General features: G+C 35.7%; 13 protein-coding genes. All 13 read right to left on the bottom strand.

Annotation, left to right across the window (positions count from 1 at the left end; genetic code table 11):
- Positions 1 to 65: 65 nt before the first annotated feature.
- A complete protein-coding gene (locus AACM02_RS00545) occupies positions 66 to 866 on the bottom strand; it encodes a hypothetical protein (RefSeq protein ID WP_339115746.1) in 801 nt (266 codons plus the stop codon).
- Between the two features lie 273 nt (positions 867 to 1139).
- Entirely contained in the window at positions 1140 to 2153 is a 1014-nt protein-coding gene (locus AACM02_RS00540) for a glycosyltransferase family A protein (protein ID WP_339115745.1), read from the bottom strand.
- Between the two features lie 38 nt (positions 2154 to 2191).
- Positions 2192 to 3043: a glycoside hydrolase family 16 protein gene (locus tag AACM02_RS00535; protein ID WP_339115744.1), complete on the bottom strand. Its 852-nt coding sequence runs from the start codon at positions 3041 to 3043 to the stop codon at positions 2192 to 2194.
- Between the two features lie 6 nt (positions 3044 to 3049).
- Positions 3050 to 3952, bottom strand: coding sequence for a glycosyltransferase family 2 protein (locus AACM02_RS00530; RefSeq protein ID WP_339115743.1), 903 nt, complete (start codon positions 3950 to 3952; stop codon positions 3050 to 3052).
- A gap of 79 nt (positions 3953 to 4031) precedes the next feature.
- On the bottom strand, positions 4032 to 5099 hold the full coding sequence (locus tag AACM02_RS00525) for a hypothetical protein (RefSeq protein WP_339115742.1): 1068 nt from the start codon (positions 5097 to 5099) through the stop codon (positions 4032 to 4034).
- A gap of 22 nt (positions 5100 to 5121) precedes the next feature.
- On the bottom strand, positions 5122 to 5814 hold the full coding sequence (locus AACM02_RS00520; RefSeq protein WP_339115741.1) for a DUF5672 family protein: 693 nt from the start codon (positions 5812 to 5814) through the stop codon (positions 5122 to 5124).
- A gap of 135 nt (positions 5815 to 5949) precedes the next feature.
- Positions 5950 to 7155, bottom strand: coding sequence for a polysaccharide pyruvyl transferase family protein (locus AACM02_RS00515; protein ID WP_339115740.1), 1206 nt, complete (start codon positions 7153 to 7155; stop codon positions 5950 to 5952).
- A gap of 8 nt (positions 7156 to 7163) precedes the next feature.
- On the bottom strand, positions 7164 to 8927 hold the full coding sequence (locus tag AACM02_RS00510; RefSeq protein WP_339115739.1) for a thiamine pyrophosphate-binding protein: 1764 nt from the start codon (positions 8925 to 8927) through the stop codon (positions 7164 to 7166).
- A gap of 12 nt (positions 8928 to 8939) precedes the next feature.
- Complete coding sequence (locus AACM02_RS00505) at positions 8940 to 9998, bottom strand: NAD-dependent epimerase/dehydratase family protein (RefSeq protein ID WP_339115738.1); 1059 nt, start codon at positions 9996 to 9998, stop codon at positions 8940 to 8942.
- 23 nt (positions 9999 to 10021) lie between these two features.
- Entirely contained in the window at positions 10022 to 11563 is a 1542-nt protein-coding gene (locus AACM02_RS00500) for a polysaccharide biosynthesis protein (RefSeq protein WP_339115737.1), read from the bottom strand.
- 609 nt (positions 11564 to 12172) lie between these two features.
- Entirely contained in the window at positions 12173 to 13345 is a 1173-nt protein-coding gene (locus tag AACM02_RS00495; RefSeq protein ID WP_339115736.1) for a Wzz/FepE/Etk N-terminal domain-containing protein, read from the bottom strand.
- A gap of 10 nt (positions 13346 to 13355) precedes the next feature.
- Positions 13356 to 15740 carry an SLBB domain-containing protein gene (locus tag AACM02_RS00490; RefSeq protein ID WP_339115735.1) on the bottom strand — a complete coding sequence of 795 codons (2385 nt, stop codon included), beginning with the start codon at positions 15738 to 15740 and terminating at the stop codon, positions 13356 to 13358.
- A 118-nt stretch (positions 15741 to 15858) separates the two neighbouring features.
- Positions 15859 to 16923: a dTDP-glucose 4,6-dehydratase gene (rfbB, locus tag AACM02_RS00485; RefSeq protein ID WP_339115734.1), complete on the bottom strand. Its 1065-nt coding sequence runs from the start codon at positions 16921 to 16923 to the stop codon at positions 15859 to 15861.

Here is a 16923-nt window from a genome sequence, read left to right as displayed (position 1 = left end):
AGGAAAAAAGTAATATAAAGAAAAACACATGATACATGAAGCAAATTCTTGAAAAAATAATTTGATTATTTTATATTGTACTTATTTATAAATTTTAGAGTTTCCTGAAACCATGGCATATCCTTGTTGAATTTTATGTTTTTATTGTTTTCATCCATATAATGTGACCATATTATTACTCCATCACATAAGGGATAAAGTGTTTCTAATTGAAGTCTCCAAAAATCTGGTTCTACAAATTTGTATCCTAAATCATGTTTGCTGGGGATAGGATTGTATTGAGGCCAAATGAAGACATAGATAGGCATTTTTTTATTTCTCTTTTTTATTTCTGTAATTCCATTCTTGACCATTGCTATCCACTCGTTGCGATTTGTGCCATGTGTATAGTAACACGGATATACAACATTGGAAGAATTATATATTCTCTCAGAAATAGCTCCATAATGAAAAACCGACACCAATGAATTTGGATCGTTTGCTCTGTATGAACTGATCAACTGGAGAAACACCTCCTCGGCTTCTTTTTTTGTTTTACGAGCATATAATAAATGACCCCAATATTCAACGTCTAGTACTGTGGGAATATCTGAATTTTTTCTTGATCTGCTTGATTGTTTGAGGATTTTTTGAGGATCTACAAATCTCCACGTAAACTCACCTTTCTTTTTGTGATAATTAGTAGAGATCACCCCATCCTCATAAATCATATTTATTTTAGAAAAACCATATTCAGTTAAATCTGGTGTTTCTTTGAACAATAATGCATTAAAAACTTTAAAATCCTTAAGATCTTTTTCTTGTGCAGACACAGATAATATTGTCACAGAAAACACAACAAAAATTATTTTCCAGTTTTTTTTCATAATGTAAATTTTATAAAGTTGACAAAGAAAAAGACATTTAGTTTAAAATCAATTAAAGAGTTGCCTATTTGCTACTTAGGTTCATATGATTAGTCAATCTTTTTTAAAAGCGATATAAAGTATCAGTAAACATTATTTATTCGGAGAAACTATTATTAAAGTTATATCTAATTTACAACCAGTATACTAATAAGATGATGACTCTGTTTGATCAATATAATAATGTAGTTTGGCTCTCTAGCATTTAAATCTGTTTCATTTTTTTGTAAAATACTATCTTATTATATTTTGTCTAGTACTAAAAAAGAATTTTATCAAAGAGAAAGAATTTTTTTGAATTAAAAACTTTAAGATCTTTTCTTTGACAGAAATTGCGGGATAGTATTTTACCCATTCTTTAACTAGAGGGTGATTCAACATTGAATCAATGTATTCTTTTTTTTGCTTATTACATAAAGAATTTTTAAAAACTAATATATTATTAAAACAATAGATTAAACCATTTGTTAGACTAATAGATAAAGCTTTCTTCATTATTGCATTTGGCATATTCCAAGAGCTGACAAGACTCTCAAGTGCTTTTGTTTTCATTAGGATTAGTTCAAAAGGATCATTTCTAAATGTTGTCATTAACGTTTTAATGGGTTTAATTCGATAATGATAATATGCTTTATCCAAGAAAAAAATAAAATTAACTTTTTGAAATACTGTAAAATTAAAAATGGCATCTTCAACCAAAGTTATTCCTTGAGGAAATTTTAAATTATCTCTCTTAAGTAGATTGTTTCTGTATAGTTTATTAACTGAATACCCCATCAAATCTATCAGATGAGAGTCTATATTCAAATTTTTTTCTCGAACAGAAAATATATTCTTTTCAGGAAGAACATTTATTGATCTTATAACGGTCCCAGATATGTCCTCATAGTCTTTTATATATCCCATTATAATTAAATCGAGTTCAGTATTATTATCTAATATCTCAACACAATCTTTCAGTAAGTCTGCCTCAACCCAATCATCACTATCTACAAAAAGAATATACTTACCTGAAGCTCTTTCCAAACCATAGTTTCTTGCGTCAGATAGTCCTCCGTTATCCTTCCTTAAAATTATAATCCTGCTATCCTCATATTTTTTTATTTTTTCAATACTTTTATCAGGGGACCCATCGTCAACTACCAATATTTCAAAATCAGTAAAAGTCTGATTAATAATACTGTCGATACACGTGGAAATATATTTTTCAACATTATAAACAGGAACAATTATTGAAACTTTAGGCATGTCGGATTAATTTTGACAATGAGTAGTTGGTTAATAGGTTAGTAATCCGGTAGTGTTTTATCGATTTTTTCATAAAAACGCACCCAGTCAACGTGCATTTCAGGTTGCAGTTCCTTTATGCTTGGGGCCCTCCCTTCCATTGTATGTCCTAATTGCATACTCAGAATTAAAAATTTAGGATCTCCATAGGGATATTGTCCGTCTTCCTCAGTGCTTGTTTTAGGATATGTAAATGTGATTTTGTTATTCACATAAAATAAAACCTCTTTCTCATTGATGATAACTCCGTAAATATTGTATTCGGATTTGTCATTAACCATATTAACCCCTGTGTGGTTAGGGCTGCTCTTAAGACCTAAATTAATTGTATAATGCGAGTGTACAGTTTGGCTAATAAGATTCTCCTTGTCATAATTGTCAAATGTTTCCATAATATCTATTTCTCCGAGCCAGGTTCTATCTTCTGTTTTCATCCAAATTGCCGGCCAAGCTGTATCTACTTTGTTCATTTTTGCTTTTATTTCAACTTTACCATATGTAATATTTTTCTTTTTTATAGTTTCAATACCACCAGTCAAGTAGGGAGATGGGTCATTCTTTATAAAATTATTTACAACCCCTCGTAATATTAATATACCATCTTTAACCTCATAACAAGTGTCGTTATTAGTCATGTGTTTGGCCCAGAGTGCTTTACTTCGTGGAGTTTTTGACCAAAAATTGTAATCGATGGTATCTTTATCGAAATTGTCTTCCCAAATAATTTTCCAGTTCGTATTATCACTAATATTAATTATTTTTTCTTCAGGAAATTCGAAGATGGAACCACAGGAATAAAGACTAGTCGTTAAGATAAATATCAACATAATTCTTAAGATTGTTTTTTTCATATAAAATTACTTTTTTATTTTATGTTTTAGAATTTCAAAAAAATCAAGTGTAATATTAATTAACCCCATTTCATGATATGCATTTATAAAAGAATCTTTAAGAGAGGTCCAGTTGTTTAGCTTTCTTATCATATTAATAGAGTTAAATATATTCATTCGATATTTTTCCTTTTTTATTTTTTTGAGAAAAACAAAATGATTTAAAGCAATTTCAAAACGTGTCCAAACATATGCGTCGATATTTGTTAAATCTAGTGATCCTTGCCTAACTGTTGAACAATATAAATAGGATAAATCAATAATTATTTTTTTTGCTGCAAACCCACATTTAGTAGAAAACATAACATCGTTAGCTACTAAAACTTCATCAAACTTTATGCCATGCTCCCTTACAAGGTTCGTTGAATAAAATTTACTCCACGGAGGATTAATTTTGTATCTAACTTCATCTAATACAATATCTCTTTTTTTTGATTCCTGAAGCCAGGCATTGTATTCTTTACCCCGGCTTTCTATTCTATTCATTGTATCAGACACAACAGAGTTCGATTGAAAAAAAATAATATCAGCAGTTGAGTTTAAGTACTCATTCATTTTCTGATTCAAACAATCATTGAAAAAATCGTCCGAATCTGCAAATATTAACCATCGTCCTCTAGCTTTCATTAAACCAAAGTTTCGGGCAAAGCCAGCCCCTCTATTTTCTTTTGTAAAGTAAACTTCTGTAAGTGGATGTTCCTGACCTGGAAAGTTAGAAAAATCAACAATAGAAGCATCGCTATTGTCATCAACTATTATTATCTGTACATCGTCTCTTTTAGGTATAGAATCTATACAACGTTTAAGTAATTCAGGTGTATTTTTATGAGGAACTATGATCGAATAAGAAATATACCCCTTTTTATTCATCTCAAATAACTACAGCTATGTTAATTAATTCCATTATTCAGAGTTGCAAAGGTATTAAATTAATATGACAATTTCCCTCTCATTCAAGGATTGAAATGTATATTTGCTTAATCTGTCTTGCTATTTCCTTCGTGTTTAAATACTTTTTAGCATATTCTTTATTCCTTGTCCCTTGTCCGGAATTTACTTTCTCCATGCTTCTTTCCATTGCATCTACAATTGATGAAAAATCTGATGGATTGAATACTATATTATCGCTTTTTTTTAATAATTCTCCTACATTACCTGTGTTTGCTCCAATGACAGTCTTACAAAAATGAAAAGCCATAGGTATGTTGCCGGAATTTAAAATTTGACATCTTTGGATAAAAATAACATCGGCAGATGAGAAATAATACGGTAGCATTTGATTATCAATAAATTTAGCTGATAGGCTCTTGTCATTAGATAAACTGAAATAATTTAAACGCTCTATTATCCCTTTAATTAAGGCCCGAGGATGCTTTATATTTATTTTATATTTGAAAAATCTAGGAGCAACTAGGAGTTTCTTCGGGTATTTTAGTTTAGAAAAACTTTTATATACCATTTTCCTCTCTTCTTTATTCCTAAAAGCACCGAAACAAAGAAAAACAAATTTATCATTTTTGATTTTAAGTCTTTTCCGTGCAGATTCCTTATCAATTATTGAAGTATAAATCTCGTCATATGTATGATGAGGCACAATGAAATGCCTTGTATCTCTATCTGTTATTTGGGATTTTAGTTGAGTTAAACTATATACTCCCATGTGCAAAATGACATCACTTTCTCGTTCAAGTAGTTTATAGAGTTTTTCTTTATATTCATTGGTTGAATAATGTGGTACGATATTATGGCGAGTATAAACAATTTTCTTTTTTTTATTTAGTAACCTTGATAAATGAATAGCTAGCTTTTCAACATCTTCATTTGTGACAGGTTCCCAATTGAAAATCGACTCCGGCCATTGAAAATGAAAAATGTCATACTCATCATAATTACTCCAGAATTGCTCTAAACTACAATCTATAGTGCAACCTTGACTCTTAAGTCCTTTTACGAGAGAATAGACATAAGGATTATCTCTAAGATAGTCTGGTTCTGAATGAACAAATAATATTCTCATTAGATTTTATAAAGATTAATCATTATACTATATATTTTTCCCAGTAATAATATTTTTTGTTCCATGCATGACAGCCAAATGGTAGCTTATTATTATTTAACCTGATTCCTATATCGGCTCCTAGATCCAAAGAGAATTTACAGGCTTCTTTAAAATGAGGTTTTTTTATTTTTTTTGCAATAAAGCTCCAAAACACATCTTCATTAAACAGCGATTTAGGATCATTACTTTCAGTGAATTTTTTAATATAGGTGTCATCTGTTTCATTTAGAACTGAAATGAACTTATCTGTTTTTCTTAAAGAGAATCCTCCATTACCTACGTTGTTGGTTAATATACTTTTATCATTTAACAGATTTTTTGATAGAATTCTTTTTATCTTTCTTTTTACAAAATAGAATAGTTTGCGAAATATATTTAAATTGTGAATAGAAGTGTCAATCCAGGGAGCTCCAATATAGTCGTAATTTAATTCACACCAGTCATTAAGCTCATCTCTGAATACATAACAATCTAGTTGATATATCAGTAAATACTTAAAGGCCGAGAAACGTAGGTAAAAGTCCTTCGTTAGCATTAATTTATTGTAACCTGATATGCCAATAAAGTAATATTCATCAAAGAACTCAACTATAATATCATTACCTAATATTTTTTTGTACTCAGTAAGATTTAGGCCATTAGGTGCTACTAGAAAGATTGGGTGTTCTCTCAAAATTTTAAAACATTGTAGTAAAGAAATTCTCTCGGATGATGTAAGTGTTGATTTATAAACAGGGATCACAATACAGTTTGTCATAGAACTATTCAGATAGAATTTGATAATCAATAGAAATTTTTATAGGCTTGGTTAGGAAAATTTATTTTTTAGCTCTACAAATGTACTAACTGCTATTTGATGAGCTTTAGCTTGTATTTCTCTAGCGTTTGAGTATGGGGTTTCTAATATATTTTTTAATTCATTCAACTTATTTTCTTCATTAAAGTTCTCAGTTCCAATACCAGACAAAATAATTTCTCGTACTTCTAAATCAAACAGATTCAATAATCCTGTCATCTTGTGTTCATAAGATAGTGAAACAAAGGGAACACTATTGTTAATTGCGAAAACAATTGAGTGATATCTTGCCCCAACAACACAATTCGCCATCGAAATAATTTTTTGTTGAATATCAGAGCTATAAATATCTTTGATAATTGAAACGTTAGAGAGATTTGTTTTCGATAACAAGTTTTTGAAATATTGGTAATCAGAGTTACTTGTCAAGGAAAGCTGCGGAAGCATGATTACTTGGGGGTAACTTTTTGATAAAAAATTAAGAACTTTGAGGTAAAAAGAATCAATTTTTAATTGATTGATGGTCTTGTATGTAGGATGCCAAGTGAGAGAGTTGGGTACAAAAACAACAAACTTATTACAACCTATAGTTTGTAGAATCTCAGGAGGTATTTCGGCATTGGGGTTATCTAAAAATGCTGTATCAATCGATGGTAAATATGACACACCTAATTGATCAGCTAACGTCATAGTTTTTTTATCTCGAATAGACAAAAAATCAAAATTATCCAACAACTTGTAGCTTATTTTTTGGAAAACTCTATTCCATTTGGTCTTAATAGGAAATGGTCCAAATGAGCGAGAATAATAGACCAGTGGTTTTCTAAAATACTTTGCTAGAGAAAGATTAAAAATATGATTCCAATTTTGGAAACTTCCCATACAAATTCCTCCCGGAGCACAAATTACAAGATCAGATTTTTTTATAATACGTGCATATTCTCTAATTGTAGGGTGTAGCTGAGATAAAAATATGCAGCCGATCCTTAGTGACCAGCGTTTTACAATGTCGTTATAACTGGAACAGGATATGTTTTTATATGAAATCCTATCAGATTTAACTATGAATTCATTAATAGCATATGGGTCTTCACACGAAAATAAAACGGAAAAATATGTGTTAGGAAAATAGTTAATTAGTGTACGCATTAAACTACGATGTGCAGCCTCATCGCCACGATTTCGCAATGGCTGATTGATAATTACCACATTTAACATTCTGAAAATTATTTAATGATTCTTTTTAGTAAATTTATATTTTTCTCTCCTAGAACATCTTTTGTTTTTTGTTTCATTTTCATTTTGAAAGAAGTTGGGGGTAGTTCTAAATTTGTTAATTCTTCAATGGCAGTATTTTCATCGACGCTATCTGTAAAGACCTCAAAAATAATAGACTTTTCTTGAATATTTGGATTCACAAACTTGTCAATTACTTTCGCAAACTCATCTTTATTTGCTGCAGTCATATATGTGAAATTTAAATCTTCAGCATAATTTCTCAACAAAGTCCTTGATTTATTACCAAAGTGTCCAGCTGCAGATATATATTTATCAGCTTTTTCCTCAAATTGTGCTGTGCCTTTACGATGCAGAAATAATCTAAACTCGGTTCCTTTTCCATTATTGATGATCAATAATCTAAGATTATTTCCTATATGTCTATTTCCAAGAGCATTCATGTCATAGAAGAACGCCAAGTCTCCAATTACACAGTAAAAGAGTTTGGTTTTGTTTGTAAGAGAAGCTCCGATAATGCTTGAAAGGGATCCATCTATTCCGAATCCTCCCACATTAGAATTTGAAATTACAGATTCAGGTAAACTAAAAAAATTCCAAGATCGAAGACTATTCAATATTGCAAAGTGAATAGTGGAATGCTTAGGGATGCGGTACGCTATTTCTTGGGCAATCCATATATTGGAGAATGGAAGATTTGGGATCTTTTCAGATAATTCTTTTTCTTTTTTGTTCCAAGCATCAAAATATGAGAGATCAATTTGATGGTTTTTTTTATGTTCGGTGGTATATTTATTAAAAAAATGCTCTTCAGGCATCTCAAAGACATATTCGAGTTTTCTAAAAGTATCTCTTATTTCTCCATCTTCACTGAGTCGCCATACACTTTTCATTCGATTCATTAAATAACCTGAGATACTTGAAATTTCCCCGATATGAATTAACAATCCAATCTTCAAATCCTCTTGAAAGATACTTTGGTAAGCTATGATTGGCAATAAAATTTTATATTTCCCATAATAATTACTTGTGTGATCACAAAGCACAACTGCATTGTGAGTCTCACAAAAAAACTCTAATGCATTTGTGAGTTTTTTGTCGAAAAATTTGTGGGATCCTACAAAAACAGCAATTTTCTCGTTATTAGGAATTATTGGAAACTCATCATTCTCAGTAATACGTTTTATAATTCTAACGAAAGGAAGTTCTATAGTATTATAGGTACCTAAATAATTTGTTGGTAGGTTAATGTGTGCAGGTCCACCTCCATGACGGGTTAATGCAAGAATAGCTGAGTTCACTTTTATTTCACATTCCCATATGTCGTTTTCATCTTTGATAATAGGTAAAGTAACACTAATTTGTGCAATATCATTTGGTATAATACTTCTGTCGATAACCTGATCTGTTAAACTACCTATTAAAGCAACATTTCGTGTAGATGTTATTGCAAGAATAGGTAGTTTACGATAATAAGCTTCAGTAAGTCCAGGCATATAATTCCGTGAAGCAGTAGCTCCTGTACTACTAATAACTACAGGTTCTTTTGATTCAGCAGCTAAACCACATGCTATATAGGCGGCAGAGCGTTCATCTACAGAGGAGTAAATCTCAAAATAAGAGTCATGTTGAAGACTTGCCACTAAAGGAGAATTTGCACTTCCTGGGGAAGCAATAACTTTTCTAATACCATGCTTTTTAAGCAATGCTACAATTATTTGAACATTTTTCTCGTCGGAGTAATATTTTGACATAATATAATCATATTATTTGATAAATAACCTGTAAAGTAAGTATTTAATTTTTTGTTTAATACCTCTAATTTCAACTAAATTTGTAAAGTCTTTTGTTTTACGATCTCTTAGCGCTTCTGCACGCCAATCGATGCTTTTAAATATTGGACGTTTCAAAAACTCTTCTAAACATTTTTTTAACCCTTCCTCGGCTGTAAGGAAATCTTCAATATTAACATATTTGGATATTTTTGAGTTATCGAAACTACGGTCAAAGAGCCTATCGTACTTTGTCTGATATTCTGCAAGATGAGAAGTGTGCAAGTTGTTTATGTTGTCCAGCATGACCTTCGGTCTAAATCCTAAATACTCTTCTAAACCATTTAAATAAATCTCTAGAACATCACTCCATCTCAAAGATTTGTCAGAAGTAATATGAAATATTTCTCCTAAAGCATCATAATTACCAATGATGGAGACTATTCCTTTAGCTACATTTAATCCATAGGTCATTGTCGTTAATCTTGAATTAATATCTTTAGAAAATACAATTGTTCTGTGATTTAATGCTCTATATAGCCAACTTTCTTTTTCCATAACACCTAGTTGAAGCCTTTGTGAGCTGTAGGTTATGTATGGCCTGATTATCGTCCAATTCCTTTTTCCTGTACTTTTCAGTATATTCTCTTGTCTAGCTTTAGCTAAAGAGTATTCATCAGTAGATAGAAATTCTTCGTCCATTGAGGTATCGAGAAGTCTAGGTGAGGTTTCTTTGATAGGCTCCTTTGAATCGGCATAGACACGGGCAGAACTTAAAAAGATGTATTGCGAGGCAAAATCTAAAAAAAACTTTACTCTTTCTGTAAATTCTCTGGTCGTATATAACATGAAATCAATTATTACGTCCCAATGTTCTTGTAAAATCTCTTTAAGTAAAACATCATCCTTTGCATTGCCTACTAGATATTTAATATTTTTTGAAGATTGCCGCTTGATACGTGAAGTAACAACAATTTCATTATCTGTATTCCCTAACAAATTAAGTAAATGGGTTCCCATAGCACCTGTACCACCCAATACTAGGATTTTCATTTTTTGACAGTTTTAAAAAAATACTAAGTCTTGATTTTTAAATAATAGCGGATTTTTTTCCGCCAATTCTTGTCTAACCCAATATAATACATAGCAATTGAACTAATTATTATACTAAATATTATTATAATGATGGAATAAATCAGTCCTTCTGGTAATAATTCCTGAAGTAAAAAAGACGGTATTCCAGATAAAAGTATAATTCCCATGGAAGGGAAAAAAACTTTTAACATGAAAAGCCTTTTTGATAAATTTATTAGTTTACTTACTATAAATAATCGAACAAATAGCATCACGATGTTTGCTATTATAGCTACCAAAAATACTGAATAAGCAGGGTAACCCATTTTTAATATTATCCAAGATACAAAGAAAATAGACAATTGAATTATTCCCAAAATTAATTCATAGGTTTTCATTTTTCCTGGGGCACGTGCAGCAGTTGCAATTGGTAAACTAAAAGAAACAATTAAAGATTCAATAATACTTAGTTGAGTAAACAGGATTGCCTCGGGGGGTACATCTTTTAACCAGATATTTAGAATCATTTCCAATTCTATAAGCAATGGTAGAGCAGTTATCCACATTAGAAAAAAAGTCAGTTTTGACCCGTTAAAGATGAGAGAAAACATTTCTTTTTTGTTATTACCCGAATATGATTTAATGATAGGCGGATAAAGGCTAGTATTGAAATTATTGGCGAAAACACCAATATGATTGCTAATACTCATTGCTATCACACGCGAGGCAACTACTATAGGATTAAAAACTTGGTTTATAAGGATGGTTACTGTTTGATTTCTTGCCACTGTTGTGAGTTGTCCGAAAAGTGTCCAACCTGTAAAACCTACAATCTCTTGCATTAAATGTTTATCCCAATAAAACTTCCTAAATTGACACTCGTCATATTTACGCAATGCTATAGAAATATAAATGCCTGCATTAATTATCGAAACAAAAAAAAGTAAAACTCCGTATAATTTTAATTTATCTACATCAATATAAATTAGCAAAATAACGGCGCCTAGTTTTAAAATAGCTTCTATAATTGATACATATGCGTAGATTTGCATGTCTTCTTGAGCAATAATTATCGCCATGAATGGAGAAGTGAGAATTGATAAAGTAAACGAGAGTACTGCAAAGTGATATATAAAACGAGCTGCTTCAAATCTATCAGCAGGAACCACTAGTTTTTCACTTACAAACCATAATCCAATAGTTTCCAATAGAAGTAAAGCAGTTATAGCGATACCAGCATAAATAACAATATTTACAGAAAATATCTTTTTTAATTGCTCTGTATCCTTCTGACCTAAAGCAAACGAAAAGAAACGTTGTGTAGCTGAAGCCATTGTTCCACTCATAAATGAAAATAGTGTAACTATACCAGCAACAACGTTGAAGATTCCATAATCTTCAACACCTAAGACGTCCAGAACAACACGAACAGTGTAAAGGCTCACCAATAAAATCAGTATCTGCCTAAAATAGAGCATTAGCGTATTCTTTGCTATTCGCTTGCTATTCTGCAATGAGGTCGATGTAGGGGCTGTTTCTTTCAAGAATATTGTTTAATTAATTAGGTGATTTATCATGTCTTTAACTCTTCGACTAATTTTATCCAGAGCCACTAGCTACCTGTTTTAATATAATAGTATGAATTTTTTTAATATACAAATTTACAATAAAAAACTATATACCTACCTTATTGGAACATTGAAAAGTAAAACTGAGGAGACTTGTATTTTACCTTGGTTTACTCCAAGGCGTAATCTAACTTATTGATATAAATTAAAATATTGACATTATCTTTATTCTTCAATTCTCCTTAAATCCTTTCATAACGTATGCTTTTTCAATAGATCGAAGATGAGAGGCATCAAATGATATGAGCAGATTGGAGAAATCAGCTATAAAACAGAAGTGAATATTTTTTCTGTGAGAATACGTTTATCCTTTTAACACCATGTAAAAAAGAGTATTGAAGATTGTGTGACGTGTGCACTATTTATCGATATTTACATGACTAAATGTCATCATGGGGATAAGTACGTGCTTCATAGGTGGATTTTTATCTACACAAAAAGAAGTTTTTAATCTCTCCTTCTGTTTTGTCAATTATCTACATATCCGCTTTTCGTAGTGTATCTTTACATAGGTAACCTCATCTTTTATAAGTTATCCTGCCCTTTATCATCAGAAGTTTTATTCGCCTCCTTCTGGATATTTTTAATAAAAGGTTTAACCAATATCCAACCTGTGGAAACAGTAAGTCCTAATAAGAAAAAGATAACCAGGATTTTCGTTTTGTTAGGGGCGCTCTTTTTTAAAGGAACAATAACAGGGTTTATTACCGTTAAAATAGGTTTTTCCTCTTTCATACTTAGTTGAACCTGTTCAAGTTGTTTGGATAGTTCATTATAAATAGTAAAGGCTATGTCATACTCGCTTCTTAGGCGGGTCTCGGTTGTTCTTCCGGTTGCAGTTATTAATCCCCTATTGGCATCTTGGAAAGCGGCAAGGTTGGCTTGTTTATTTAAAAAGTCTTTTCGGGCTTCTGCATAACTTTGTTCAACAAAAGCTAGGTTTTCCTGTACTTTTTCTGTTTTGTAGTTTATTACGTATTTTTCAAGCGACTTATGCAATTGTTCGCTTACCTGAGCCGCAGCAAACGGTTCGGGGAAAGTATAACCCAACTTGATAACCCCCTCTTTTGCGTTGTATTCATACTGAATGGAACCTCTTATGACATTGAACACTGCCTGTTCTTGATGAGTGATTTGTACAATACCAGTGCTGTCAGGAGTTATGTCTTTATTAATATTTGTTTCTTGTGAATTCTTCGATGCCGGAAAAGTCGATACAAGGGTACCTAGTAATCCGATGGTGTATTTTTTTACAACGCCTAAAATATTGGTCTCTTTATATTCTTTATGGGTATAATATTCATACAATGTTATTTCTTTACCGTTAGATTTTTCTACTACGATAGGTGTTCTCATAATTTCCCGTACAAAAGGCAAGCTGTTAAGTATTTGGGGATAAATTGCCGTGGAAATACTCCCTTCCGTCATAACTGTAGTCCCCATGTTTACACCAACAATAGAGGCTAGACTTCCTAGATTCCCTATAGAGTTTTGTCTGTTACTTTGCGGAAGAATAACACTCTCTGCGGTATATTTCACTGGCGAAGTAAAAGCGATAAAAATCCCTAACAGCAAAAACACTCCGGTTATCATCAATATAAATTTGCGTTTCTTCCAGAGTCGAATGGTGATGTCTCTTAAATCAATCTCATCCGAAGCGCTATTTGGGAGGGTTTGTGACGTTATTTTTTCTTCCATAAATCATGCACTATTTTACCAGATTTGAAATAAGCAAGGCTATGGAGGCGACACTGGTTGAAATTCCCAGTATGCCTTGCAGCGACAGAGGTTCCCGCTCCGGCCTTTCCGGCACCACTATCTCGCATCCGGGCTCTATCCTGGCCCATCGGCCGGTAGCCACCTTCCCGTTCATATAAACGACGAACGGCCTGCTTTTCATGGCCAGGCGTGAATATCCTCCTGCCTGGCGAATGTAACTGTCCAGGCTCATTCGTTTGTTGTAGGTAACCGTGTTTGGATAAAGAACTCCTCCCGAAATCTTCACGGTGCCTTCGTATTGCGGAATCGAAATCACGTCGCCTGCTCTCAGCACTATATCGTCGTCCCCGCCGGGTTTTTTCATGGCCTTTTCCAGATTAATACCCACATACTGGTTGCGTAAATCCAGTTCGTTGATATTCAACGAGTCGGTATTTATCTTGTCCATCTGGGCTTTTGTTTTTAGGGCGGTAATCAAGCGGTTAACTTCTTCATCGCTTAACTTTCGCAGGAGTCTTGCCCCTTTAGGGTATGCGTAATCGGTAAGCCCGCCTGCCCGTTGGATAACTGATGACAGGCGTTCGTCCTTGGTTACTTTGGCATATTGCCCCTCAAACAGCACCTCTCCGCTAACCGTTATGTTCTGCTGGACCTCATAACCGGGTGAACGACGCGCGATAATCTGATCAAAAGGCTGCAGGGTGAACGGCCTGTCGCCCGAGACAATCAGACCGTCTTTAAGGGCGAATGAGAATGTTTCTCCGGAGAGATTCGTCTGAACTGTACTTGTGGGATCCTTAATCCTCCTGAAGACATCCACGCGTGCTACGGAAGCGGATTCCTTAAGCCCTCCGGCCTGAAGGATGACATCTTCTATTTCCATATTGGAAGCAAATGGATAATCGCCGGGCAGGCGTACTTCTCCTCCGACGAATACGGTTAAACTGTCACTGATGCTAAATTGAGACGGCACGTATAGCAGGTCGTTTTTCTGTAAAAGGATATCTTGTGCCTGATTTTGCAACAAGGCATTCAGGTCAATGGACTCTACAGTACGTGTAAGGTCCTCCTTGTCGCGATACAACAAGGCACGGTTGAGAAACGCGTCTCCCTTAGGGCCCTGAGCGATATTTATCAGGTCTTTCACCGTCTTAAGCTGGTCACCGATGGCGTATTGTCCCGGACGGTTAACGGCACCGTCTATTTCCACCATGTTGGAGAACCGGTTGAGTATGGTGGATACGGTTATGGAGTCGCCATCGTGTACCGTAAAGGAACCAAAACCGGTTTGATTTACCGTGAAGGTTTCTTTTTCGTAATCGCCCTTCCGGTCTACCTGGATGTTGTTCTTATAGGCTTCGCCTGTGAAACCGCCGGCAAAACCAAGAACATCCTGAAGCGTTTCATCGGGGCGCATCTCGTATTTCATGGGACGTTTCACTTCTCCGGCGATCTGGGCTAGCCCTACGTATGGGTCAACCATCACGATATCCCCGTCCTGCAAGGAAATATCGTTCATGTTGTTCCCTTTGAGAAGGTATTCGTACAAATCGACCGTGGCCGCCACCCGGCCTCCCCGGAATACGCGGATGTTGCGCAAACTTCCGATGGGTGTTATGCCGCCGGCGGCGTACAGCGCATGGAAAGCCGATGAGAAGGATGTAAGCGTATACGTTCCGGGGGTGGTTACCTCACCCATCACATTGACTTTTATGGTACGGGTATTTCCCACGGAGAGGGCGAAAAAAGTCCGGGGTTGGCTCGAATTGAGGTCGGAGTAGATATCCGAAAACTCATTGCGGATACGGACGGTTGCCTGATCGACGTTCATTCCGCTGAGTTGGATCCGCCCCAGCCCCGGCACAGTGATGTACCCGTCGGGGGTAATGGTGTAACGTACGTTCAGCTCCGAGTCTCCCCACACGTCGATAATGACCTCGTCGCCCGGCCCCAACACATAATTAGCGGGGGTAGGCATGTTCACGTTGGGAGCAAATGTCAGGTTTTCCCGGGAGAAAAAATCCTGCCCGAAAATACGTTTTCCGGGGGGGATGGTGTCGTTGGGGTTTATTCTTTCCGCAGGTTGCATATCGGGTAAAGCCCTGTTCAGGTTTTGCTGTGCATCGTAATTCGATTCTAACGGGCTCGTCGGGGTGTTTTCCTGATTGTACCGTTCCCGGATCCGCTGCAGCTGGGTGGCCGTAACGCCTTTCTTGCTCAGTTCAAGGAATATCTGTTGCTGAGACATTCCCTGGTTGTTGTATTTCATGACTTCCTGCATCACCTGCTGATCGCTCATTTGCGCGAACAGTGCGGTAGAGACGAACAAAAAAAAGAGGGTTAACAGTGTAGTAAACGTATATTTCCGTTGCATAGAAGTTGCTTTTTTGAGTACATATAACGTGCAAAAGTAATGGTTTTCGCTGAATCTGTCCTATATACGGCAGGTTTTAGGGAAAATTTACACAATTCGCCGGCCGTTTGCACAGTGCTCAGTTCCCGTACATTTTTTGGTAATACTGTTGATAATCACCGCTGGTGACGTTGTCCAGCCATTCCTGGTTCTCGAGGTACCAGCGCACGGTTTTTTCGATTCCTTCCTCGAACTGCAGCGACGGCTCCCAGCCGAGTTCGTTTTTCAGCTTCGTGGAGTCGATGGCATAGCGCAGGTCGTGGCCGGCACGGTCGGTAACGTACGTAATCAGCCTCTCCGATTCACCTTCCTGGCGCCCCAGTAACCGGTCGACCGTCTTGATCATTACCCGGATCAGGTCGATGTTTTTCCACTCGTTGAACCCGCCGATGTTGTAGGTATCACCCGTTTTCCCCCGGTGAAAAATCAGGTCGATGGCGCGGGCATGGTCTTCCACATAAAGCCAGTCGCGCACGTTCTCGCCTTTCCCGTAAACCGGAAGGGGTTTGTTGTGGCGGATGTTGTTGATGAACAACGGTATCAGTTTCTCGGGGAACTGGTAGGGCCCGTAATTGTTGGAGCAGTTGGATAGGATAACGGGCAGTCCGTAGGTGTCGTGGTAGGCCCGCACGAAGTGGTCGGAAGCCGCTTTGGAGGCAGAGTAGGGTGAATGTGGGTCGTAGCGGGTCTCTTCGGTGAAAAGGGTGTTGTCGAAAGACAGCGCACCGTACACCTCGTCGGTGGAAACATGGTAGAAGAGGTGTGGGGTTTGGGGTAGCCACGTCCGACGGGCTGCTTCCAATAGGTTGAGGGTGCCCATTACGTTCGTTTGAGCAAACGAAAACGGATCGGTAATGGATCGGTCGACATGACTCTCGGCAGCCAGGTGGATGACGCTGTCGATTTGATACGCTTCAAACACGCGCAGCACGGCATCGAAGTCGCAGATATCGGCTTTGACGAACCGGTAATTGGGTTTGTCCCGGACATCGAGCAGGTTGGCGAGGTTGCCGGCATAGGTGAGCTTGTCGAGGTTCACGATGCGGTAATGGGGATAGTTAGTTGCCATTAACCTCACCACGTGCGACCCGATAAATCCGGCTCCGCCGGTGATCAGTATATTTCTTTTGAATTGGCCTTCCAT

Source organism: Petrimonas sp. (genome assembly GCF_963921705.1).
Taxonomy (GTDB): Bacteria; Bacteroidota; Bacteroidia; order Bacteroidales; family Dysgonomonadaceae; genus Petrimonas; species Petrimonas sulfuriphila.
This window is presented reverse-complemented; position numbering and strand designations above follow the sequence as displayed.